Annotated in this window: 22 protein-coding genes and 1 pseudogene; 4 read left to right on the top strand and 19 right to left on the bottom strand. The window is 64.0% G+C overall.

The window, feature by feature from the left end; translation table 11 throughout:
* Positions 1-22: 22 nt before the first annotated feature.
* The 9 genes from CDV44_RS20145 to CDV44_RS20185 form a co-directional block, all read right to left on the bottom strand.
* On the bottom strand, positions 23-817 hold the full coding sequence (locus tag CDV44_RS20145) for an ABC transporter ATP-binding protein (RefSeq protein WP_087689964.1): 795 nt from the start codon (positions 815-817) through the stop codon (positions 23-25).
* A gap of 10 nt (positions 818-827) precedes the next feature.
* Positions 828-1,649 carry an ABC transporter permease gene (locus CDV44_RS20150; RefSeq protein ID WP_087689966.1) on the bottom strand — a complete coding sequence of 274 codons (822 nt, stop codon included), beginning with the start codon at positions 1,647-1,649 and terminating at the stop codon, positions 828-830.
* Between the two features lie 25 nt (positions 1,650-1,674).
* Positions 1,675-2,646, bottom strand: a complete 972-nt coding sequence (locus tag CDV44_RS20155; RefSeq protein WP_058377055.1) for an ABC transporter substrate-binding protein — start codon at positions 2,644-2,646, stop codon at positions 1,675-1,677.
* Between the two features lie 359 nt (positions 2,647-3,005).
* Positions 3,006-3,785 (bottom strand): IclR family transcriptional regulator, encoded by a 780-nt coding sequence (locus CDV44_RS20160; RefSeq protein ID WP_058377054.1) that lies wholly within the window; start codon positions 3,783-3,785, stop codon positions 3,006-3,008.
* Complete coding sequence (locus CDV44_RS20165; protein WP_087689968.1) at positions 3,785-4,669, bottom strand: N-formylglutamate amidohydrolase; 885 nt, start codon at positions 4,667-4,669, stop codon at positions 3,785-3,787. The genes CDV44_RS20160 and CDV44_RS20165 overlap by 1 nt, the downstream gene beginning before the upstream one ends.
* Before the next feature lie 469 nt (positions 4,670-5,138).
* The gene (gene lipA, locus CDV44_RS20170) at positions 5,139-6,143 is read right to left on the bottom strand and encodes a lipoyl synthase (RefSeq protein ID WP_058377052.1); all 1,005 of its coding nucleotides are present in this window, start codon (positions 6,141-6,143) and stop codon (positions 5,139-5,141) included.
* A 23-nt stretch (positions 6,144-6,166) separates the two neighbouring features.
* Positions 6,167-6,892: a lipoyl(octanoyl) transferase LipB gene (gene lipB, locus CDV44_RS20175; protein WP_087689970.1), complete on the bottom strand. Its 726-nt coding sequence runs from the start codon at positions 6,890-6,892 to the stop codon at positions 6,167-6,169.
* A 60-nt stretch (positions 6,893-6,952) separates the two neighbouring features.
* Positions 6,953-7,957, bottom strand: coding sequence for a DMT family transporter (locus CDV44_RS20180; protein WP_087689972.1), 1,005 nt, complete (start codon positions 7,955-7,957; stop codon positions 6,953-6,955).
* Positions 7,958-8,140: 183 nt separating this feature from the next.
* A complete protein-coding gene (locus CDV44_RS20185) occupies positions 8,141-8,473 on the bottom strand; it encodes a DUF2917 domain-containing protein (RefSeq protein ID WP_058377049.1) in 333 nt (110 codons plus the stop codon).
* 100 nt (positions 8,474-8,573) lie between these two features.
* Here CDV44_RS20185 and CDV44_RS20190 point away from each other — a divergent pair, with 100 nt between their 5' ends.
* On the top strand, positions 8,574-9,614 hold the full coding sequence (locus CDV44_RS20190; protein ID WP_087689974.1) for a transcriptional regulator GcvA: 1,041 nt from the start codon (positions 8,574-8,576) through the stop codon (positions 9,612-9,614).
* Positions 9,615-9,699: 85 nt separating this feature from the next.
* Here the strand turns inward: CDV44_RS20190 and CDV44_RS20195 are convergent, their stop codons facing one another.
* From CDV44_RS20195 to CDV44_RS20240, 10 genes are all read right to left on the bottom strand, one after another.
* Positions 9,700-9,972, bottom strand: a complete 273-nt coding sequence (locus CDV44_RS20195) for a DUF493 family protein (RefSeq protein WP_087689976.1) — start codon at positions 9,970-9,972, stop codon at positions 9,700-9,702.
* A complete protein-coding gene (locus CDV44_RS20200; RefSeq protein WP_087689978.1) occupies positions 9,969-10,817 on the bottom strand; it encodes a D-amino acid aminotransferase in 849 nt (282 codons plus the stop codon). Before CDV44_RS20200 ends, CDV44_RS20195 begins: the two co-directional genes overlap by 4 nt.
* A 163-nt stretch (positions 10,818-10,980) precedes the next feature.
* Complete coding sequence (locus CDV44_RS20205; RefSeq protein ID WP_058380044.1) at positions 10,981-12,204, bottom strand: D-alanyl-D-alanine carboxypeptidase family protein; 1,224 nt, start codon at positions 12,202-12,204, stop codon at positions 10,981-10,983.
* 213 nt (positions 12,205-12,417) lie between these two features.
* Positions 12,418-13,047, bottom strand: coding sequence for an alpha/beta hydrolase (locus CDV44_RS20210; RefSeq protein WP_087689980.1), 630 nt, complete (start codon positions 13,045-13,047; stop codon positions 12,418-12,420).
* A gap of 133 nt (positions 13,048-13,180) precedes the next feature.
* Positions 13,181-13,510 carry a ferredoxin gene (locus tag CDV44_RS20215; RefSeq protein ID WP_058380043.1) on the bottom strand — a complete coding sequence of 110 codons (330 nt, stop codon included), beginning with the start codon at positions 13,508-13,510 and terminating at the stop codon, positions 13,181-13,183.
* Positions 13,511-13,554: 44 nt separating this feature from the next.
* Complete coding sequence (locus CDV44_RS20220; RefSeq protein WP_087689987.1) at positions 13,555-14,727, bottom strand: VanZ family protein; 1,173 nt, start codon at positions 14,725-14,727, stop codon at positions 13,555-13,557.
* A 13-nt stretch (positions 14,728-14,740) separates the two neighbouring features.
* Positions 14,741-15,544 carry an ABC-type transport auxiliary lipoprotein family protein gene (locus CDV44_RS20225; protein WP_170936048.1) on the bottom strand — a complete coding sequence of 268 codons (804 nt, stop codon included), beginning with the start codon at positions 15,542-15,544 and terminating at the stop codon, positions 14,741-14,743.
* A 32-nt stretch (positions 15,545-15,576) separates the two neighbouring features.
* On the bottom strand, positions 15,577-16,536 hold the full coding sequence (locus CDV44_RS20230; protein WP_087689991.1) for an MlaD family protein: 960 nt from the start codon (positions 16,534-16,536) through the stop codon (positions 15,577-15,579).
* Positions 16,526-17,458, bottom strand: coding sequence for an ABC transporter ATP-binding protein (locus CDV44_RS20235; protein WP_087689993.1), 933 nt, complete (start codon positions 17,456-17,458; stop codon positions 16,526-16,528). The genes CDV44_RS20230 and CDV44_RS20235 overlap by 11 nt, the downstream gene beginning before the upstream one ends.
* Positions 17,458-18,579: an ABC transporter permease gene (locus CDV44_RS20240; RefSeq protein ID WP_058377041.1), complete on the bottom strand. Its 1,122-nt coding sequence runs from the start codon at positions 18,577-18,579 to the stop codon at positions 17,458-17,460. The genes CDV44_RS20235 and CDV44_RS20240 overlap by 1 nt, the downstream gene beginning before the upstream one ends.
* Before the next feature lie 226 nt (positions 18,580-18,805).
* Between CDV44_RS20240 and CDV44_RS20245 the strand changes: the two genes are divergently transcribed.
* From CDV44_RS20245 to CDV44_RS20255, 3 genes and pseudogenes are all read left to right on the top strand, one after another.
* Entirely contained in the window at positions 18,806-19,795 is a 990-nt protein-coding gene (locus CDV44_RS20245; RefSeq protein ID WP_170936049.1) for a biotin--[acetyl-CoA-carboxylase] ligase, read from the top strand.
* 71 nt (positions 19,796-19,866) lie between these two features.
* A pseudogene (locus CDV44_RS20250) lies at positions 19,867-20,862 on the top strand (type III pantothenate kinase); the annotation flags it as partial.
* 82 nt (positions 20,863-20,944) lie between these two features.
* Positions 20,945-21,880 (top strand): hypothetical protein, encoded by a 936-nt coding sequence (locus CDV44_RS20255; RefSeq protein WP_087689999.1) that lies wholly within the window; start codon positions 20,945-20,947, stop codon positions 21,878-21,880.
* Positions 21,881-21,890 lie beyond the last annotated feature (10 nt).

Raw genomic sequence — 21,890 nt, forward strand, 5'->3', positions numbered from 1 at the left:
GGGCAAGCCACCGCCCTTGTTATTAATCTGCGGTGACCCCGCGGATCTCGCTTTGCGCGAAGCGCATTTGCTCCTCCATCACCATCTGGGCCAGCTCCTTCTTCAATTCATTGAATTCGCTGCCTGCCGTATCGCGCGGACGCGGCAATTCGATTGCCATGTCCCGCTTGACCGTGCCCGGCCGGTACGTCATGACGACGACCCGGTCGGCCAGATAGATCGACTCCTCGATGCTGTGTGTGACGAAAATGATCGTCTTCTTGAATTCCTCCCAGATGCGCAGCAGCTCGTCCTGCAACGTACGACGCGTGAGCGCGTCGAGCGCGCCGAACGGCTCGTCCATGAGCATGATCGGGCTGTCGAGCGCCAGTACGCGGGCAATCGCCACACGCTGACGCATGCCGCCCGACAGGTCGCGCGGAAACCGCTCGCGGAACTCGCGCAAATTGAGTTTGCCCAGCAGCAAGTCCACGCGCTCGTTGATCTCGGCGCGCTTCATGCCCTTGATTTCCAGTCCGAACGCAATGTTCTGCGCCACTGTCATCCACGGAAACAGCGCGTACTCCTGGAACACCATGCCGCGGTCCGGACCCGGCTCGGCGGCCGCATCGTCGCGGCCATCGATACGAATCGCACCCGAGGTGGGCTGCACGAAGCCGGCCAGCGCGTTGAGCAGCGTCGACTTGCCGCAGCCCGAAGGCCCCAGCAGGCAGACGAACTCGCCCGTACCGATCTTCAGGTCGATGTTCTTGAGCGCATCGACGGTGCCGCCGGGAACGGCAAACTGTTTGTTGACGTGTTCGATTTCGATCAGCATGTCGTTCGCCTCACTTGGTTTCCAGACCACGATGCCACTTGAGCAGGTGGTTATTGAGACGATCCATGCCCAGATCGATCACCAGACCGAGCAGGCCGATGGTCAGCATGCCGGCGATGATCTTGTCGGACCACATGTACTCGCGCGCTTCCAGAATGCGGTAGCCGAGGCCGTTGTTCACGGCAATCATCTCGGCCACGATCACCACGATGAAAGCGGTACCGATACCGATGCGAATGCCCGACAGGATGTACGGCGTAGCGGCCGGCATGATCACGCGACGGAAGATCGTGAACTGGCCGGCGCCCAGATTGCGTGCGGCGCGCAGATAGATGCCGTCGACATGGCGCACCCCGGCGATCGTGTTCATCAGCACCGGGAAAAACGCCCCGAGCGCGATGAGGAAGAACGCCGGCGGGTTGCCGAGACCGAACCACAGAATGGCCAGCGGGATGTACGCGATCGGGGGAATCGGGCGCACCACCTGCACCAGCGGGTTGAACAGGCCGTAGATACGGGGGCTCGTGCCCATGAGCAGACCGAGCGGCAGGGCAATCACCGTGCCGACCAGAAAGCCCATGATCACGCGATAGAGACTGTTGGCCGCATCGGTGAGCAGCTCGCTCGAATGCAGCCACGCGCCGAAGCCTTCGGCCATCGTCACCGTCGGCTTGAGGTACTGCCACCACTTGGCCACGACGGCGAGCGGCGAAGGAAGAATGATCGGGTTGATCCACTCCAGGCCGGTGACGATCTGCCAGATCACCACGACCGAGAGCGGAATCAACACGCCGCGTAGCGCGCGCGAAGCACGCGTGCCGGAAAACGCCATAACAGCTGCCACTAGTGACCTCGCCTTACTTGATGTTCAGCTTGGTCTTGGCATTGGCGAGCAGGTCGAGCTTGACCCAGTCGTTAGCCTTCGGCACCGGATCTTGCAGCTTGCCCACGCCGTACTGCTTCATCAGGTCGGTGGTCAGTTGCACGTGCGAGGTGCTCAGATCGTAGCTATACGGCGAGTTGCCGATGGCGTCGGTGAAGTCCTGCTGCGTGATCTGGTTCTTGAACATGTCTTCACGCACGTACTTCTCGGCCGCTTGCGGGTTCTTGATGAAGTAGTCGGTCGCTTCGACGAAGGCGTACATCAGGCGCTGCGCGACGTCCGGCTTTTCTTTGTAGAGCTTTTCGGTGATCACGAGCGCACGCACCGGTTCGCCGATGGGCGTGTCATACGGCTTGAGCATTTCGACGCCGAAGCCCTTGTTGATGGCTTGCGAGGCTTGCGGCTCCGACTGGCACATGGCGTCGATGCTGCCGGCGGCGAGGGCCTGATTCAGATCGGCATAGGCCATGAACAGAATCTGCACGTCTTTGGCACCCGGCTGATCCGACCACGTGAGACCGGCCTTGGCCAGTTCTGCGTAGAGGATGAGTTCCTGCGCGCCGCCACGGGCCACGCCTACCTTCTTACCCTTGAGATCGGCCACCTTCGTGACAGCGATGCCCTTCTTCGACACCAGGCGCACGCCACCCTTGGCGAAACCTGCCACTGCATAGATCGGCGCCCCCTGCGCACGGCCAGCAATAGCGGCGTCAAGCGCGCTTGCCGACACGTCGATCTGACCGGCCACGATCGCCGGCATGATGTCCACGCCCTTCGCGAACATGCGCTCTTCGATCTTCAGGCCGTACTTCGGGCCTATCACTTTCATGTACGACACGGCGCCGTAGTGGGCGAACTTCAGGTTGCCCAGACGCACCAGATCGTCGGCGAAAGCGTGCAGCGAAACCGCGCACAAGGCCGCGGCGGCAAGACATTGCTTGAACATAAGGTCTCCTCTCTTATTAGATCGGCTTGCGCGTTATCGGGAATCCAGACAACGCAGCAGCACGCGCGTTAGAAAGCAATAGTCATGCCAGCAAGTTATGTCTTTGATTTATTTGAGAGAAAGTGTGGAAAACCCGATGGTCGGGTATACGGAAATCCGGAAAAACGCAGGATATTGTTTCCGGATTTCCAGAAAATTGAGTGAAATCGGGAAATGACGTAAAGCGGATGGGGGCAAACCCCGAGACTGCGGCCGCACAACGCAACGATGAAAAATCCGTCGTGGGGAGATGACGTGACGATGGGCCGACGCTGTTGAAGCGCCGGCCCATCAAGACAACGGACGGATGGCTGACGGCCTCAGGCCGAGAGCACTTCCGGCACTTGCACCTGATAACCCAGCTCGGCAGAGATTTCCGCAGCGCAGGTCGACAGACGCGACGAGATGTCCGGCAGCAACGCACGCGTCATGCGCGAGGACGGGCCCGACGCCGACAGCGATGCAATCACTTCGCCCGACGCATCGCGCACCGGCACGGCGACCGAGACGGCCTCCGGGGCCAGCTCACCGAAGCTCACGGCGCAGTCTTGCGTGCGCACGTTGAGCAATTCCGCCGCCAGTTCGTCACGCTCGATCAGCGTGCCGGCGGTGAAGCGCTTGCGCGGGCGGCCCAGCACCTGCGCGCGCACGTCGTCCGACGCGAATGCCAGCAGCACGCGCCCCGACGCGCCGACGTACAGCGGGCGGCGATTGCCGACCACGCCGTGCACGCGCAGTTCGTGGGTCGATTCCACGCGGGCGACGCACAGCGACTCAAGGCCATCGCGCACACGCAGTTGAATGTTTTCGTTGAGCGCGCGGTTGAGCGACTGGATATGGCGATGCGCCACCTTCACCAGATTCACCTGCTCGTGGCCGGCCACGCCCAGCACCAGCGCTTGCGCACCGAGCACGTAGGTGACGGGGCTGCCCTCGCGCACGACCCAGCGATGCTGTTCGAGCGTCGCCAGCAGGCGAAAGGCACGCGACTTGTTCAGGCCGGCGCGTTGCGCCAGTTCCGTCACACCCAGACCGGGGCATTCCCCGACCAGCGACAGCAGCGAAAGCGCCGTGTCGACCGAAGCGACTGTGTAGTCCATCAAGCTTCCTCGCTATGTTGTTCGGCATACGCGGCGAGCGCCGCCGCAAATTGCCCAAGTTGCGATTGCAGCGACGAGAAACCTTCATGTTTCTCGTCGCGTGATTCATTCATGTAGAGCGCCCGGTTCAGCTCGATCTGCACACTGTGCCGACGCTCTGCGGGCCGGCCGAAGTGGCGCACGATGTCGCCGCCGCGATAAGGCGTGTTGTAGGCGACGCGAAACCCCAGTCGCGTGAACTCGTCGACCAGCCATTGCGAGAACGCGGGGTCGGCGGTGGTGCCGTCGTAGTCGCTCACGATCACATCGGCGCGCGACATCCCGGCATCGGGGTCGAGTGCGCCGCCGCGCGAGCTCATGGAGTGGCAATCGAGATGCCAGACCACGCCGTATTCGTTGCGGGCGGCGTCGAGCGCGCCGCGCAACGCCTGACGGTAGGGCAGGTAGTAATCGTTGATGCGGCGCTCCACCTCGGCCACGCTCAGGCGGCGGTCGTAGAGCGGCACGTTCGGTGCGGCAAAGCGGTGCAGCAGGCCGACACCGCGCTCGCTATACGCCTCGGGACGCGCATCGTGCGGCCACAGACTCGCGATCAACTCGGGGTCGAGGTCGTGGACGGCGCGATTCGGGTCGATATAGGCCCGCGGGAAGAGCGCGGCAACGAGCGTCGCACCGTGTTGCGTGACGATGGACCACAGTTCGTCGACGTAGGCGTCGCCACACGCGTGAATTGCCGCCGTCGGCGCGATCGTGTCGAAGTCGGGCGGGAACACCTGGCCGCTGTGCGGTGCGTCGAAGACCAGCGGCAGGCGGCACAATTGCCCCCCTCGCCCGGCTTGCGGCGCTTCCACAAAATATCGGCCCTCGGTGACCTGACGGGACATGCCGTCTCCTCGCGTACGTTCGGAACGCTCGCCTATTCATAGGGAGCCCTTCGTTTTGACCAGCAAAACAAGGTTTCAATATTTTGAAACAACGCCGAGGGGCCGACAAGGTGATGGTTGTTACAACATATTTCGGCGCGGCTGCCGGCGAGTTGCGGATGCAGGTATGTCGATTGACCGAAGTTGCCGGTAGAACGGCCAGCGTTCCGTAGGTTTTGCCTACGGTCACGGGCGTTTCGTGAGCGTATTACGTGATGAACCGGGCGACGTCTGTGATGGCTCGTAATGACTTTTCCGGCGCGTGAAATACGTCGGCGCTCAAAAAACGACTACCCACGCCCGGCCACGTCCGATCACTCTGCGCATGCTAAGCGCTCCGCCCAATAAAAAAGCGGACCGTCCGGGGACAGTCCGCTGCTTTTTTGCTACGACTTGCTTCGGGCTTTGGCCCGAGGGCATGGGCTTCGCGTCAGATAGCGTCGGCCACACCGGCTTCGTGCGCCTGCACGTCAGCGTGATAGCTCGAACGAACCATCGCGCCCACCGCAGCGTGCGTGAAGCCCATCTTGTAGGCCTCTTCTTCGAACATCTTGAAGGTGTCCGGGGTCACGTAGCGACGCACCGCGAGGTGGTGTTCCGACGGCTGGAGATACTGGCCGATCGTCAGCATGTCGACGTTGTGGGCACGCAGATCTCGCATCACTTCCAGAATTTCCTCATCCGTCTCGCCCAGACCGACCATCAGGCCCGACTTCGTCGAAACGTCCGGATGGGCGGCCTTGAATTCCTTGAGCAACGTCAGCGAGTGCTGGTAATCCGAGCCCGGACGCGCTTCCTTGTACAGGCGCGGCACCGTCTCGAGATTGTGGTTCATCACATCGGGCGGGGCAGCGTTGAGGATGCCCAGCGCACGGTCCAAACGCGCGCGGAAGTCCGGCGTCAGGATTTCGATACGGGTCTGCGGCGAGAGCTCGCGCACATGGCGAATGCAATCGACAAAGTGCTGGGCACCGCCGTCGCGCAGGTCGTCACGGTCAACGCTGGTGATCACCACGTACTTCAGGCGCATTGCCGCGATGGTCTTCGCGAGGTTCAGCGGCTCGTCCACGTCGAGCGGGTCCGGACGGCCATGGCCCACGTCGCAGAACGGGCAACGGCGCGTGCACTTGTCACCCATGATCATGAAGGTGGCCGTGCCTTTACCGAAGCACTCGCCGATATTCGGGCAGCTCGCCTCTTCACACACGGTGTGAAGGTTGTGCTCGCGCAGAATCTGCTTGATCTCGTAGAACCGCGACGTGTGCGTCGCTGCCTTCACGCGAATCCAGTCCGGCTTCTTCAAGCGCTCGATCGGCACGATCTTGATCGGAATGCGCGCGGTCTTGGCTTGCGACTTTTGCTTGGCGGTGGCGTCGTATTCGCCATCGATCGTGCGAACTTCCTTGCTCGCGGTGTCGTTCACGGTGGTGGTCATGATGGGGCTTTCCAGGCGTCCATTCAGGCGGCGGCGTTCGCGCTGGCTGCCGGGTCTGCGTGGGGCGCAGCGTCGGCAGGTGGCGCGGCATCGGCCGACGCGGGGTGCTGTTCGAGGTGATGGCCGAGTTGCTGCGCCAGTCGCGCGGCCACTTCGTCCCAGCGGGGGGCCACGCCGAGCGTGGCCATGTCTACGGTTTGCAAACCGGCGTAACCGCACGGATTGATCCAGTCGAACGGGCGCAAATCCATCGCGACGTTCAGCGACACGCCGTGATAACTGCATCCGTTGCGGATTTTCAACCCGAGAGCGGCGATTTTCGCGCCAGCATGCGCTTCGGTGCCGTCGCCCGGGCTCACATAGATGCCCGGCGCGCCAGCCCGGCGCTCAACAGCGAGATTATACGCTCCAAGGGTATCAATCACCGCCTGCTCGATCAGCCGCACCAGTTCGCGCACGCCAAGCTTGCGGCGGCGCAGGTCTACGAGCAGGTAAATCACCACTTGGCCGGGCCCGTGATACGTGATCTGGCCGCCACGGTCGACTTTGACGAGCGGAATGCCGCTATCGGCGATAAGCAGGTGAGCCGGGTCGCCGGCGAGTCCCAGCGTATAAACGGGGGGATGCTGGACGATCCAGAGTTGATCCGGGCCGTGCGCGCCACGCGCATCGGTGTAGGCGCGCATGGCGTCGAACGATGTGGCGTAGTCTTCGGTGCCGCGCCAGCACACTTCGATCGGGGAGGTCATGAACGCGATTTTAACGAAACCCGCCGCGTCTTGCTCGGACCGACGCGGCGAAGTTCACGCTCAAGCTGCGCTTGCCTTCTTGGTTGCCTTCTTCACAGGTGCCGCGCCCAACCCTCGCGCATAGCACCCGGCCGCGACCAGAATCATGACCCCGCCCAGCCATTGGGTCGGGTGCAACACGATGCCGAACGCCAGAAAGTCGACCGCCACCGCCACCACCGGATACACGAAGCCGAACACGGCAAGGCTCGATGTCGACGCCTTCTGGAACGCGCCGTAGAGCAGCAGGTACATGAATGTCGTATGGAACAGGCCCAGCGTGACGATCGCGCCTACCTGACGCGGCCCGCCCGGGAGGTGCCCGAAATCGGCCATCCACACGAACACCACCGCGCCGATCACCATGTGCAGCGCCGCAATGATCTCCGGCCGAAGGGTGCCGGCCAGCTTCTTGGTGAACAACGTGGTTGCCGCGTAGAGCGACGCCGCCGCCAGCGCACTCGCCACGCCGAGCAGGTAGCCCGCGCCGTGCACGCCGCCCGGTTCAGCCAGAATGACCAGCCCCGCGAACGCCAGACCGAGAAACCCGAGCGTCGCCATGGATGGCCGCTCTCGCGTGATGATCGCGCTCGCCATGACCAGCAGGAACGGCTGCACGTTGTAGACCACCGTCGTGATGCCCACGGATGTGAGCTTGTAAGCGCTGAACAGGAAAAACCAGTTCGAGACGAGGGTAATGGCCCCGAGCGTCACGTTCACGATTTGCCAGCGCGCGAGACGCAAGCCGCGCCAGTAGCCGCGATAGGCGCACCACAGGCACAGACTGGCCGCGCCGATCAGGCACCGGAAGAACACCACATTGAGCGCCGGCTGCCCCGACATCAGCACGAAGTAGCCGATCGTGCCGGAAATCACCATCGCGGCAACCATCAACCAGCGGCCCAGACGCTCGTCAGCGTGGGCGTCCGGTGCGCCATGCCCCGTATTGCCGGACTTAGTCGGCGTGGCAGCGGCTGGCGTGGAAACGGCCGGCGTCGTGCGAGCCGGCGTAGAACCTTGCGTCATTCAGTCAAATCTCCCGCTATCGCAGCGTATTTTCGTTTGATTATTGCGCGCCTTGATGTGAATTCAATTGACATCAAGTGAATGTTTAAAACGACTCACGCGCTCCGCAGCATCATCTGCCGCGAGAACGCGTGAAGTTTGACGGTTGTGGAAAGCCACAAGGGCCGGTGGCCCGCAGGCAAATCAAGCGGCAGATGCGCAGGAATTCGCCTCACGTGCCGCACGACGTCCGGCCAGCCAGCGGCGCAACTCGCGCACCAGCGGGAAACGATGCGCCACTTCGCGCTCCAGCTCGGCCTCGGCGCCGTCGTCCGACGACACCCAGTAACGGCGTCCCGGCTCCACAGCGAGGCGCTGCCCCGGCATCAGCCAGTAATCGCGCGGATCTCCGGCTCGCGTCACCCAGACTGCCGCGCCGCGTGCGACGAGCGTATGCTCATGGTGCAAGTCGAGACTGACGACTTCGCCCGGCCGGATGCCGTAAAAATACTGGACCTTTGTCAAATTGTTTTGCATTTTACGACCCCCACTCAGTGCGAGACAATGACTGAATCATAGGGACTGCCAAGCGCTTAACCAAACGACATATTTTCACGGCCTTGCGAATAAAGCTCACATGGATCTTCGGAGACTTCCCAATCTGAGTGCTCTGCGCGCGTTCGAAGCGGCCGCGCGTCTGGAGAGCTTCTCCCGCGCGGCCGAGGAGCTGTTCGTCACGCACGGCGCCATCAGCCATCAGATTCGCGCACTGGAGCAGGAACTGGGCACGCAGTTGTTTGCCCGCAACGGCAAGCGCATCAGCCTGACGGCCGCTGGCCGGCAATATGCGGTGTCGATCCGCGCCGCACTCGGCGATATCGCGCAGGCCACCCGCAAGTTGCAAGCCGGCACGCGCAGCGAGCGGCGATTGGTACTCACCACCATGCCGTCGTTCGCCAGCCGTTGGCTCACGCCCCGTATCGGGCGCTTCATCGACCGTCACCCCGAACTGGAAGTGGAGTTGCGTTGCAGCGCCGAGCTGATCGACTTCGAGCGCGACGACGTCGACATCGCCCTGCGCATGGGCAAGGGCAACTGGCCCGGCCTGCATATCGAAAAAGTGCTCGAGGACGTGTTCTTCCCGGCCTGCGCGCCGACGTACAACAGCGGGCGTCTGCCCCAGTCGGCGGCGGAATTGCGGCACAGCACGTTGCTACGCTCGGAAGGGGAGCCGTGGTCGCCGTGGTTTGCGGCGGCCGGCTTCGATATTCCCGAACCGACGCAGGGCATGATGTATCAGGATTCGGGGATGCTCTCGCAAGCGGCCATCGTCGGTCAGGGCGTGGCGTTGGTGCGGCGCTCGCTGGCGGTGGGCGACATCATGGCCGGACGGCTGGTGCGCCTGTCGGATGTCGATACGCCATGCGAATGGGATTACTACTTCGTGTGTCCGCCGGGGGTGCTGGAAACGCAGCGCGTGCAAGCGTTTCGCACGTGGTTTCTGGAGGAAATGGCCGCTTTTGAGGCCGTGATGCATATGCAGCGCCGACCAGCACAGGCGAGCCCCGAAGCGCTCGCAGCAGGCATGGCGTCTACCGCAGGCACGCTGACGACGGACGCTCAACTGGGGCTGGCACCGGCGCTACCGCCGGACGACGGCGCACCGACGCATGCGTGAATGCGGCGTGAATGCTGCCTGAATGCGGCAGGAGTAACACGCCACCCGCATCGCGCGTGGCGTGTCGCCCGGCATCTCAACCGCGTTACAGCACGACCTTGACCAGCGGGTGGCCGGTGAGTGCGCGATAGATATCGTCGAGGTGGGCCTTCGAGTGGGCCCGCACCGTGACCGTCAGGCCGAGGTAGTTACCCGAGCTGGACGGACGCATCTCGACGGTGGCTGCATCGAATTCGGCATCGAACTCGCGCAGCAACGCCACGATGGCGTCCGCAAAATCCGGCTGCATCTTGCCCATCACCTTGATGGGAAAGTCGCACGGAAACTCCAGCAGACTTTCTTTGTTCTCCGGCGTCATAGCGCCTCCTTGGCTCGCTGATAAGCCGCATACAGTGCGCGGAAGACGGGGCCCGGCTTGCCGTCGCCCACCGGCTTGTCGTCCAGACGCACGACTGCCAGCACTTCCTTGGTCGCCGACGTGATCAGCAGCTCGTCGGCGTTTCGCACTTCTTCTTCACTGACTGGGCGCTCGTGGAACGCCACGCCACATTCCTTGGCAAAGGCTTCGAGCGCGCCGTAGCGAATGCCTTCCAGAATGCGATTATCACGCGGCGGCGCAAACATTTCACCGCCCTTGATCACCCACACGTTGCTCGACGACGCCTCGGTCAGGCAGCCATCGCGGAATTGCACCGTCTCCTGCACGTCGTGATCGGCCGCGTATTGCGCCATCAGCACGTTGCCCAGCAGCGAGGTCGACTTGATGTGGCAATTGAGCCAGCGACGGTCTTCGTGGGTCACGGCGCCTACGCCGTGCTCGACCTTCTCGCGCGACGGCAGCGTGAGCGGCGTGGCAATGCCGAACACGGTCGGCGTGATGTCCTTCGGGAACGTGTGCTGACGCGGTGCCACGCCACGCGTGACCTGAACGTACACGCTGTGCGGATCGGCAGCACACGTGGCCGACAGGCGCGCGAAGAGCGCTTCCCATTCGGCACGGGTGTACGGATTGACGATGCGAATCTCGGCGAGGCTGCGCTCAAGGCGGTCGAGATGCTGCGCCAGACGGAACGGCTTGCCGTGATAGACGGGCACGACCTCGTAAATGCCGTCGCCGAACAGGAAACCGCGATCGAGAACGGAAATCTTCGCGTCACTGAGCGGAATCAGGTCGCCATTGAGCCAGACGGTGGGGTTGTCCATGTTTGCAGGGGGCGCATGTCGCGCACGACAAAATTGCAAAACGCGCCTCTGGGGCGCGCCTCGCGTTTGCCGGCCTGACCTGACCGGCGAGGCGCCGATCCGTCATACGGTTCGGCCATACCCCCGTGCCGCGACGCGCAGGCGTCAGGGCACGGGATCGTCCTTATTTCTTCATGAACATCAGGCGCAGCGCATCCCATGCGCGGCCGATGAAGCTTGCTTGTGCCACGTCGGCCAGCGCCACGACCGGGAATTCGGCCAGTTGCTTGCCGTCGGCCATGACCTTGACAGTGCCGACCTGCGCGCCGTTCGCGATCGGGGCGATCAGCGGCTCACGCAGTTCGAGCTGCGGCTTGATCTTGTCGGCCACGCCCTTCGGCACGGTGATGAAGGTGTCCTTCTTCACGCCGATCTTCAGCTCGCTTTCCTTGCCCTTCCACACCTTGGGCGTAGCGACGACCTGATTCGCGCCGTAGACACGCAGCGTGTCGAAGTTCTGATAGCCGTAGTTCAGCGCCGAGAGGCTGTCCTGCACGCGCGCGCGCTCGGTCGGCTCACCCACCACGACCGACAGCACGCGGCGGTTCACGCCGGGCGTGCCCGGCAGCGGACGCGAGGCCGTCGACACGAGGCAATAACCCGCTTCCTTCGTGTGGCCGGTCTTCAGGCCATCGACGGTCGGGTCGAGCGACAGCAGACGGTTACGGTTCGGCTGGCGGATGTTGTTGTACGTGAAGCTCTTCTCCGAGTAGATCTTGTAGTACTCGGGGAAGTCTTGAATCATGTGCGTCGACAGCGCGGCGATATCGGCCACCGTCGTGTAGTGCTGCGGGTCGGTCAGGCCGTCGACGTTGGTGTAGTGCGTGTTCTTCAGGCCAAGACGCTGCGCGGCACGGTTCATCAGTTCGACGAAGCCCGGTTGCGAGCCGCCGATGAGTTCGGCCAGCGCGATGGACGCGTCGTTACCCGATTGAATGATCATGCCGTACACCAGATCGTGCACGGAGACCGGCTTGCCCGCTTCGATGAACGTGCGCGACTCGTCGCGGCCCACCTTGCGTACCGACTCGCCCGGAATGACCGTCTGGTCCATCGAAATGCGCTTGTCGCGCAGCGCTTCGAAGACCAGATACGAGGTCATGATCTTCGTGAGCGAAGCCGGCTCCACGCGCGCTTCCGGATCGCCGGCGGCGAGCACCTGACCGCTGGTGACGTCGACGATCGTCCACGCCTTGGCCGACATCGGCGGCGGCGGAATCTGTTGAGCACGGGCCGGGAGTGCAGCAAGCGAGCCACAAGCGACGAGCGCCGCGGCAGCGGCGGCACGGGACAGCGAAGCGTTGAATTTCATTGGCGAAGAGAGAAACGAAGTGAGGCTCAGGGGCATCTGCGCTTGATTGAGCACCGCGCGCACTGTCGCGATTGGAAAAACACGAAAGCGGCACGGTGAAGAGGACAGCGGCACCGAAGTGCCGGTGCCAGGCATGTCGGAATCAATAGACCCGGCATCGCCTGACAGGTTCAGGAACGAATTATACCCGCCGTGATTTGCGTACCCCAGCGTCGGGAGGGTTACCGCCCGAAATCCGCCCGATGTGTGTCAATAGCGCCACGCATCGACCACGATCTGCTTGAGCAGCGGCAGCAGGCCGTGGAAGAAGTGCTCACCACCGGGGATGACCACCACCGGCAGCGTTTGCGGACGCGCCCAGTCGAGTACCGACTGGAGCGGCACCGTGTCGTCCACTTCGCCATGAATGACGAGCGTGTCGGCCGGCACGAGCGCCACATCCCAGTTGCTCGCGGCCGTGCCGACGAACACGAGACGTTGCGCGGGGGTACCGGCGTCTGCCAGCGTTTTGGCCACGTGCGAGAGCACGAACGTGCCGAACGAGAAGCCCGCGAGCGCCATCGGGGGCGTATCCCAGCCCGGTTGCTGACGCATCCAGTCGATGACGGCCAGCAAGTCGTCGCGCTCGCCAATGCCCTTGTCGTGCTCGCCTTCCGACTTGCCGACACCGCGGAAATTCGGGCGCACCACGGCGTAACCGAGTTGCACGAAGGCACGCGCCAGCGTCTGCGCAACCTTGTTGTCGAGCGTGCCGCCGAAGAGCGGGTGCGGATGCGCCACCAGCGTGATGCCGCGCAATTCGCCCGCCGGACGGTCGATGGCGATTTCAATGGCCCCGACCGGGCCGTCGATGGTAAAGCGTTCGGTTTGAGCGTTCATGAGTGATGCGTGACGTGAAGCCTGATGAAAGCGGATGAGTCCGGCAATGCCCGGTCGCGCCGGGATTGCCTCGTGATTCTGGTATCGCCTGATAAGACCTGAACGCGCGCCTGAACGCACGCGACGGGCCGCGTCAGTCGATCAGCAGGCGTTCGACGATTTCGCCTTGCGCCAGATGCTTTTCGACGATCTCGTCGATGTCGGTCTCATCGATGTACGTGTACCAAGTCCCTTCGGGATAGATCACGACGACTGGGCCGAGTTCGCAGCGATCAAGGCAACCGGCCTTGTTCACCCGCACTTTGCCGGGACCGGCCAGCCCGAGCTGCTTGACCTTTTTCTTGGCGTATTCCTGCATCGCCTGAGCGTTGCAATTCGCACAAGAAGGCCGGTCTGCGCCCGGTTCGCGCTGATTCAGACAAAAAAAGACGTGATGCTGGTAATACTGCGCCTGGGTGGCCATGTCGGTCGCTCTGTGGGGGGTTGGCAACGTTGTTGCGGGCCATTCTAACCGACCTTCCCGGTGGTGCGCGCCGGCCCGCGATGGCTCGGATCGAACATCGCCAGCAGGTAGATCAGCACCAGATACGGCCACGTCCACGCGAGCCAGCGTGCCAACACGTTGAAGTGCACATAGCGGCCCTGCCGCCACGACTGCAACGCCGCCTCGTAGTACGGGTTGGCGGGCAACAGGTTCACGAAAACCAGCAGAACGATCAGCGCCGCCAGCGCCACGGCCCCGCGCAACACGCGCGGCCCGCGTGCCGCCACCATCAACACGAGGGTGCCGACAACGAGCCCATAGATCGCGCCGGTCGTCACCCAATCGAACGCCTGTGCGGGCGAAAACTGCCACGCCGAAGCAGCGGCTTTGATGGCGAACGCGCTGATGAACATCGCGCAAAGCAGCGGCACACGCGGTGCCCCGCGCCGCATGGCCAGCGTCGCGAGCAGCCCGGCCAGAATGGTGCCGCTGGCAGTGACCACGGTCTCCCAAAGCGCATGACTTGCCACAGCATCAAGCGCAGAGAGGTAGTCCTGCAACTGACCGAGATGCGGCACCCAATCCAGAACGAGATCGGTGATATCCGGGTCTTGCCAGAGCCAGATCTGACGCACCAGATCGCCGTCGCCGAAGAGAAACTGCTGCGGATACGCCTGCGCCCACGGCCACAAGGCCAGCAGCACGAGCAACACGCTCGCGTGCCGCTCAAACCATGCGAAGCGCAGATGCCGCAGCCAGCCGCGATCGAGCAACGGGCTCGTGAGCGGAACCGCGAGCGCACCGCCGATCAGTGCCCCCAGCGCATTCGTCGCAAGATCGACGTTCGAAGCCACGCGTGTGGGCAAATACGTTTGCAACGCTTCCATACCGCCCGACAGCAGCGTGCCAAGCACAAACGCCGCGAATACCGCACGCGTGCCTCGCCACGCAGGATGCAACGCCAGCACCGTGAGCATGCCGAGCGGGATATAACCCAGCACATTGGTGACGACATCGAACATCGTCATCCAGCGTGGCAACGGCGCGAACAGATAGTCGAACGGGCCGACCACCGCACGCTGAAATTCGAACGGATACAAGCTCGCGTACGCGATGAGCAAGATCAGGCAAAGCAGCGCCTGACGCGTGAGCGGCGAGGCACGTCGTTGCCAGGGTTTGATGTCCGGCTCGGGCATTGACGCTGGGGCGCTAGCGCGTGGCCGCCGACAGCGGCGAGGCATCCGGCGCGGCGTCCGATCGCGGTGCCGTGGCAGGCACTGCACGCGAGGCAGGTGCCGATCGCGTCGTGGTCGACGGCGCCGGTGTCGGCACTCGGCCAGCCAGCCACTGAATCAGTTGCGTCTGCACCGTATCGCTTGCTGCCGCCAGTGCGCGGGCGCCACCTGCTGCATCGGCCGTGGCCGCAGGAGCCTGTGCGCGCAGCGTCGTTTGCGCCAGCAGCTTCGGCCCGTCGAACAACGTCGCTCGAATCTGCACCACACCGTGGCTGGTCGACGCACTGTCGAAGTACTGCGCGAATTCGTCGAGTTCAACGCGCAATGCAGGTGCCGCCGTAGGATCGCCTGCGGCCAGCACCGGTCTGTCGACCGCGAGCGCGACACGCAGCCGGTCACCGAACAACCGGGCCGGTGACGCGAGCCAACGGCTGTTGGCGTAGACACGTGCCTGATCGCCATCGCTGGCCGGCAAGCGGTAATAGATCAGATCGGAGTCCAGCCAGTTCGGCGCGTTGACGACGACCTTGAGCGGCGACAGGCGCGCGGCACCCGATGCACCCAATGCAGCGGCATTTGCCGTGTTGGCGATGTCGGGCGTCCCCGTGGAAGCCCCGGATGCCCCGGATGTCGATGATGCCGCTGGCATCGTCGGCGGACCGAGATCGTAGCGAGCCAATGCGCCGGACGGTGTACTCGTTGCACACCCGGCCACGAGCGCCGCCGTACCTGCGGCGAGCAGTAGCGCGCGCAGGGCGCCACGAATGGATTCAATCATGTCGGTATCCTTTTGCAATTCGGTCGCGCCTCTCATCGGCCCGCTCCACCGGGCCACGCGAAGCCCGACTCACCCGGTCCGGGCGGTGGCGGCGACGTGCCGAAGAGCAGCGCGCGCGGATTGCGATTGATCGTCTCGGCAGCCTGTCCCACGGCCTGCGTCGTCGTGCGCAGATCATCGGACAGCGTATTCAACCGTGGCAACGCCTCTTGTTGCAGCGAGCCCTCGAAGGTCTGCGTCGTCGCCTGGAATGCGGCGAGGCTCGACGCCGCCTGATCGGCCGCGCGTCCCACACTATCGAGATTGCGCACCAGCGGGCCCTGCGGGTCGGTCAGTTGACCCGCCAGCTTGTTCGCGCCGGCCAGCGTGCCGTTCAGCTCACGCACGGTCTCGGGCAGTTGCTTGGTCACCGGTTCCAGCTGTTGCGCAACGCGATTCACGCTCTGCGCGGCCATCTTCACACTGTTGACCGAGTCGATCACGGCCTGACGATTGTCGGCAGACAGCAATTGATTGACCGACGAACTCGCCTGCTCAAGCTGACGCACGAGGGTGTTGCCGCGATTCTGCAATTCATCGATAAAACTTGGACGCAACCGCAACTGTGCGACCTGCGTCTCCGAGGACGGCAGCAACGTGCGGTCGCGGCCATCGTCGTCGAGTTGCACGAAAGCGAGCCCCGTCACGCCCTGATAGCTCAGCGTGGCGTACGTCGACTTGGTCATCGGAGTGCCTTCGTTCACGAGAATGCGAATCAGGATTTGACCCGGCGTACGCGGATCGAACTTGATCGAATCCACCTTGCCCACGGCCAGACCGCGATAGCGAACAGCAGACTCGGGATTCAGGCCGTTCACGTTGGTTCGGGAGACCAGGTCGTAAGGCACGCGCACACGATTGTCGCGATTGAACCAGTACACGGCCGCCGCGACCGCTGTGAGCAATACCAGCGTGAACAGGCCCGCCATAAAGGCGTGCGATTTATTTTCCATCGTCGAGTAACTCCGAAATCTTGTGACGCCGCGCAGCGGGCAAGGCCAGCAACGCGCGTCTGCCGCGCTCACCGAGGAAGAAGCTGTGAATGAAGGGGTGATCGACGCGCACCACATCTTCGACAGGCGCATTAATGAGCACCTTGCGATCGGCCAGCACGGCCACCCGCGTCGCGAGCATCATCACCGTATCGAGATCGTGCGTGACCATCACCACGGTCAGGCCCAGCGAGCGGTGCAGGCCGCGAATCATGTCGACGAATTCGTCCGATGCCTGCGGATCGAGCCCGGCCGTCGGCTCGTCGAGAAACAGCAGCTCAGGCTCCAGCGCAATCGCGCGCGCGATGCCGACCCGCTTGATCATCCCGCCCGATAACTCCGACGGCATCCGGTTCGCCATGCGCCCCGACAAGCCGGCCATCTCGAGCTTGTACATCACCACATCGCGAATCAGATCTTCCGACAACGTATGCAGTTCACGCAGCGGCTGCGCGATGTTGTCGAACACCGTCATCGCCGAGAACAGGGCGCCACGCTGGAACAACATGCCCGAACGACGGCGCAGCAAATGCGCCGTACGCCGGTCGATCATCGTGATGTCGTGACCGAAGACGCTGATATGACCACTGGTCGGCGCTTCGAGCCCGATGATCTGACGGATCAGCGTCGTTTTCCCCGACCCTGAACCACCCACCAGCGCGATGATTTCGCTTTGGCGCACGGTCAGATCGAGATGCTCGTGAATCGTATGCGTGCCATAGCGCTTCGTCAGATCGCGCACTTCGATGACAGGCTCGGCGTCGCCCGCCAATGTCGCAGCGACCGGCGGGCAGCCCGCCGTGCCGGGGCGTGCCACATCGGACAGTTCCGTCGCGCCGGCGCCCGGCGCCTTCGAGAGATCGTGGATCGTGGATTCGCTCATCAGCCGATCCCCACGTTGCGAAACAGAATCGCGAACACCGCGTCGGCCAGAATCACCACCGTGATCGATGTCACCACCGACTGCGTCGTACCCTCGCCCAGACTCTGCGTATTCGGTTTGACGCGCATGCCGAAGTGGCACGCGACCAGCGCGATCAACATCCCGAACACCACGCCCTTGCCAAGACCGATCCAGAGGTTGGCGATACGTACGGCGTTAGGCAGCGTCGTGAAGAAGTAGTGCAGGCCGATCCCGAGTTCGTACTTGGCGGCCAGTGCACCGCCGAGCAGCGCGACGACGTTCGTCCACATGACCAGCAACGGCATCGCAATCGCCAGCGCAATGACCTTGGGCAAGATGAGGCGAAGGCTATGCGAGATGTCCATCACGCGCATGGCATCGAGCTCTTCGGTCACGCGCATGACACCGAGTTGCGCCGTAATCGCCGAGCCCGAGCGCCCCGCCACCAGAATGGCCGAGAGCACCGGCCCCAGCTCGCGAATCACCGACAGGCCGAGGATGTTCACGATGAACGTGCTCGCACCATATAGCTTGAGTTGTTGCGCCGAGAGGTACGACAGCACGATGCCGATCAGGAACGCCACCAATGCCGTAATGCCGAGCGCCTTGGCCCCGGCACTGTAGATATTGGCGGACATCTCGAGCCACGGCGCGCGCATCGGGTGCCGCACCACGCGCCCGAGGTCGATGACGAACCGGCCGAACATGGAAATACCGCCGCGCAGGTGATCGCCAAGTGAAAACAGCGAATAACCGAGCCGGCTGACCGGATCGACATAGCGGGTCGGCACCGGGCTCTGCCGCGTCCGATCGAATTCGGCGAGGTGGTCGAAGAGCGCGCGTTGCGTCGGCGTGAGCGCGATCTGCTTGGGGAAGCGGCGATTCCAGTAACGCCACAATGCCTGTGCCCCCACGTGATCGAGGCGCTCGACGCAGGTGAGATCCCACGCGAGTTCGCCACTGGGCAGCGCATGGACGAGTTGGAGCAACATCTTCTTGCGCTGTGAGAGCGCAAGCGCTGTCCACAGCCCGCGCAGCATCACCACCGGGCCTTGCGGCGAGGGGGACAGCTCCAGGGTGGGCACGGCATCGAGATTCAAAACTGGGGGTCTCCTGACAACAGGACCAAACAGGACCAAACAGGACCGGGCGGAATCCGGCAAAACGCGGTCATTGTACGGTACAGGCGCGACCGGGCGATGGCAACCCGAGGGCGGCTGAAAACATGCCGGAATCGGCCGAGTTTGGACTCGGATGATGCCGAAAAATGCCCGTGGTTGCAGGGCACTGCGGCGCGGCGCAAGCCCCGCCGTTACAATAGCAGCCATGAATAAAGCCGCTATCCATGCCACCGACATTGCCAGCCGCCGTCTTGATCGGGACGGCGTCCGAGCGCGCCTTGGCGCGGCCTGCCGCGATTGGCAAATCGAAGTGGTCGAGAGCACCGGCTCCACCAATCTGGACCTGCTCTCCCGGCTGCGCGAAGACGCCTCGTGCGCCCCGGTCGTGCGTGCTGCCATGGTCCAGACCGCCGGGCGCGGCCAGCGCGGACGCGCATGGCAGAGCTTGCCCGGCGATAGCCTGACGTTCTCACTCGCCTATGTCTTGCCCGGCGGGCCCGCCGAATTGGCCGGATTGTCGCTGGCGACAGGCGTCGCGGTTGTCGAGGGCTTATCGGACCTGCCGTTGTCGGCGCCGCAAGCGCTCGGCCTGAAGTGGCCCAACGACGTGCTGCTTCGCGGCGGCAAACTCGCCGGCATTCTGATCGAAACCGTGCCCGCTGGCCCGGGACGCATCGGCGTCGTCATCGGCATCGGCGTCAATCTGCGCCAGGCCGGCGACGTCGCCGCGCGCATCGATGGTGCCTCGGCAACTTCGGACAACAAGACCGGTGCCGCATCGAGCCATGCGCAGACCTCCACGGCCATCCCTGCCATTCCTGCCACACCGCCCGCCGCCCTCGAATCGATTCTTCCGGCACCCGACATGACCTCGGTGCTCGCCGCGCTGATTCAGCGGCTTGCCGTCATGCTCGAGCGTTTCGGCGAACGGGGTTTCGGTGCTTTCCGTGAAGATTGGGAAGCCATGCACGCGTACAGCGGCGCTTCGATTCGGGTCATCGAACACGGACGCGATCTGCTGCACGGCGTTGCGCTGGGTGTCGATACGCAGGGCTGCCTGCGCGTGGCGACCGATGGCGGCGAACGCGCCATCGCTAGCGGCGAGGTCTCCGTGCGACTCGTGAATTCGTCTACCGATGCCGCTACCGGTGCCGATACCGATGCACCGTCAGCCTTGCGAGGAAGCCGCCGATGAACGCATCGAAGCCGGCCAAGGCCTCCGCGACGCCGATGGCGACGACAGCAGCGAAAGCGACAGCGGCGGCGATGCAGACGCCGTCGTCTACGCCCGCAAGCATCTTGGCGAAAGCCCCGTGGCTGCTGGTCGACGCCGGTAATAGCCGAATCAAGTGGGCGCTCGCACCCGCGGAGCGTCCGGACGATTGGCGAGCCGCCTCACCGGCGTTTCTCGCCAGCGGTGCCGTCGACCACGCCGAGTGGCGCACGCTCGCCACGCAAATTCGCGCCGGGTGGTCGGCATTGGCGCGCGGCACATCGGGCAGCACATCCGGCAACACGTCGGGCAGCAAATCCTCCAGCACATCGGACGCCCCTCACTTCACTCCCAACACTGCCCCGCTCGCCATCGGTCAGGGCGGGCAGGACGAGGGCTTCATCTGCCCGGAACCGGCTGGCGTGTGGCTGACCAATGTCGCCGGCGACGCGGCCGAACAGGCCGTGCGCATGACGCTGCAAACGCTGTGGGGGATGGCGTCGTCAGACTGGCTACAGGTCTTGCATGCGAGCGAAGCGCGCGCCGGGGTGCGCAACGGTTACGACACGCCAGCGCAGTTGGGCAGTGACCGCTGGGCCAGTCTGATTGGCGCGCACGCCGCGTGGCCGGGGGAACATCTGCTGATCGTCACGCTGGGCACGGCAACGACCGTCGAGGCCTTGCGTGCCGACGGCGACTATCTCGGCGGCCTGATCGCTCCGGGGCCGGCACTGATGCTGCGCTCGCTCGGGCAGGGCACCGCCCAGTTGCCGACACTGGACGCGACCATGCCGAGCGGTGGACAAGACTTCGCACGCAACACGACCGACGCGATTCTGCGCGGATGCCTTGCCGCGCAAGCAGGCCTCGTCGAACGAAATCACGCGCAACTGCAAGCCCGACTCGGCGCACCGGTGCGGTGTGTGCTGTCCGGCGGCGCGCGTCAGGCGCTGGCGCAGACACTCACCCTGCCCTTCACCGAACACGATCAACTGGTGCCTGCGGGGCTCTACGAGGTCGCGATTCGTGCGGCGGCCGACGCGGCATTGCTCGCCGGTTCGGCGCATTCGCCAGCCAATGTGACCCCACAAGATTCGCGCGAAAACCGACGCGCGCCGGGAGGTGCCTGAGATGTTGCGTGCGCTGCTGCTGATCATGTTTCTGGCCGCCAACGCGGCACTGGCTGCCGTGCAATTCGGATGGCTCAAGTGGCGAGACATTCTGCCCACCACGGGACGCGAGCCAACGCGTATCGCACAACAACTGGAGCCGGGACGCATTCGCCTCGCAGGCGCACAGATCAGCGGCGAGACGGTCGTCGCGGTCAAACCGGGCAATGCCGCTGGCGGTGCTGATTCGTCAGCGAAGTCTGCGGCGGGCAATACCAATAAGGGCAGCGCAAGCGACGCGAGTGCGGGTGTGAGCGCCGGAGCGCCAGCCAGCGCCGCCTCGGCATCATCGGCACCGTCCCCCCCCTCCGCCGCCGATGTCGCGGCAAGTCAGGCGATCGCAGCCACTGCACCCGCAGCGGTCTCGGGAGACGCGGCAGCGGCATCACAGGCTGCGGCGGCAGCGGCCGCCTCGACGTGTCTGGACGTGGGTCCGTTCGCAGCCGACGATGCACAGCAGGCGCGCGGCCTGTTGCTCGCGGCACTCCCGTCAGGTCAGGGCGACATACAGTCCGTCGCCGTCGATAAACGCTACTGGGTGCATCTGGATCCTGTGCCGAACAAGGCCGCGGTAGACAAGCAAGTCGCGCTGCTGCGCTCGGTGGGCGTGACCGAATACTCGCTGCTCAACGGGGACGGCTCGAATCTGGTCGTCTCGCTTGGCCTGTTCAACGATCGCGAGCGCGCGGTGCGCCTGATGGCGATGGCGCAGAAGAAGGGAATCACGCCGCAACTGAGCGAGCGCCCGAACGCGAAGAGCCGGATCGTCTACCGGATTGGCGGCATCAACGCGAATGCGGCCGCGCAGATTCGCGGTGTGGTGACGCAGCAGTGGTCCGCACAACTGGTCAAGGCGTGTCCGGCCCCCACAGGCAGCCCGCCTGCGGGAACACACTGAGCGTAATTCG

It is taken from the genome of Pandoraea sp. PE-S2R-1, assembly GCF_002179865.1.
Classification (GTDB): domain Bacteria; phylum Pseudomonadota; class Gammaproteobacteria; order Burkholderiales; family Burkholderiaceae; genus Pandoraea.

Coding starts and splice junctions, on each gene's coding strand:
- CDV44_RS20155 (WP_058377055.1), bottom strand. CDS start 2,646: ATGTTCAAGCAATGTCTTGCCGCCGCGGCCTTGTGCGCGGTTTCGCTG.
- CDV44_RS20215 (WP_058380043.1), bottom strand. CDS start 13,510: ATGGCCACCCAGGCGCAGTATTACCAGCATCACGTCTTTTTTTGTCTG.
- CDV44_RS20185 (WP_058377049.1), bottom strand. CDS start 8,473: ATGCAAAACAATTTGACAAAGGTCCAGTATTTTTACGGCATCCGGCCG.
- lipA (WP_058377052.1), bottom strand. CDS start 6,143: ATGACCACCACCGTGAACGACACCGCGAGCAAGGAAGTTCGCACGATC.
- CDV44_RS20255 (WP_087689999.1), top strand. CDS start 20,945: ATGTTGCGTGCGCTGCTGCTGATCATGTTTCTGGCCGCCAACGCGGCA.
- CDV44_RS20220 (WP_087689987.1), bottom strand. CDS start 14,727: ATGCCCGAGCCGGACATCAAACCCTGGCAACGACGTGCCTCGCCGCTC.
- CDV44_RS20200 (WP_087689978.1), bottom strand. CDS start 10,817: ATGGACAACCCCACCGTCTGGCTCAATGGCGACCTGATTCCGCTCAGT.
- CDV44_RS20150 (WP_087689966.1), bottom strand. CDS start 1,649: ATGGCGTTTTCCGGCACGCGTGCTTCGCGCGCGCTACGCGGCGTGTTG.
- CDV44_RS20230 (WP_087689991.1), bottom strand. CDS start 16,536: ATGGAAAATAAATCGCACGCCTTTATGGCGGGCCTGTTCACGCTGGTA.
- CDV44_RS20160 (WP_058377054.1), bottom strand. CDS start 3,785: ATGGACTACACAGTCGCTTCGGTCGACACGGCGCTTTCGCTGCTGTCG.
- CDV44_RS20210 (WP_087689980.1), bottom strand. CDS start 13,047: ATGAACGCTCAAACCGAACGCTTTACCATCGACGGCCCGGTCGGGGCC.
- CDV44_RS20235 (WP_087689993.1), bottom strand. CDS start 17,458: ATGAGCGAATCCACGATCCACGATCTCTCGAAGGCGCCGGGCGCCGGC.
- CDV44_RS20245 (WP_170936049.1), top strand. CDS start 18,806: ATGAATAAAGCCGCTATCCATGCCACCGACATTGCCAGCCGCCGTCTT.
- CDV44_RS20145 (WP_087689964.1), bottom strand. CDS start 817: ATGCTGATCGAAATCGAACACGTCAACAAACAGTTTGCCGTTCCCGGC.
- CDV44_RS20225 (WP_170936048.1), bottom strand. CDS start 15,544: ATGATTGAATCCATTCGTGGCGCCCTGCGCGCGCTACTGCTCGCCGCA.
- CDV44_RS20205 (WP_058380044.1), bottom strand. CDS start 12,204: ATGCCCCTGAGCCTCACTTCGTTTCTCTCTTCGCCAATGAAATTCAAC.
- CDV44_RS20165 (WP_087689968.1), bottom strand. CDS start 4,669: ATGTCCCGTCAGGTCACCGAGGGCCGATATTTTGTGGAAGCGCCGCAA.
- CDV44_RS20195 (WP_087689976.1), bottom strand. CDS start 9,972: ATGACGCCGGAGAACAAAGAAAGTCTGCTGGAGTTTCCGTGCGACTTT.
- CDV44_RS20180 (WP_087689972.1), bottom strand. CDS start 7,957: ATGACGCAAGGTTCTACGCCGGCTCGCACGACGCCGGCCGTTTCCACG.
- CDV44_RS20190 (WP_087689974.1), top strand. CDS start 8,574: ATGGATCTTCGGAGACTTCCCAATCTGAGTGCTCTGCGCGCGTTCGAA.
- lipB (WP_087689970.1), bottom strand. CDS start 6,892: ATGACCTCCCCGATCGAAGTGTGCTGGCGCGGCACCGAAGACTACGCC.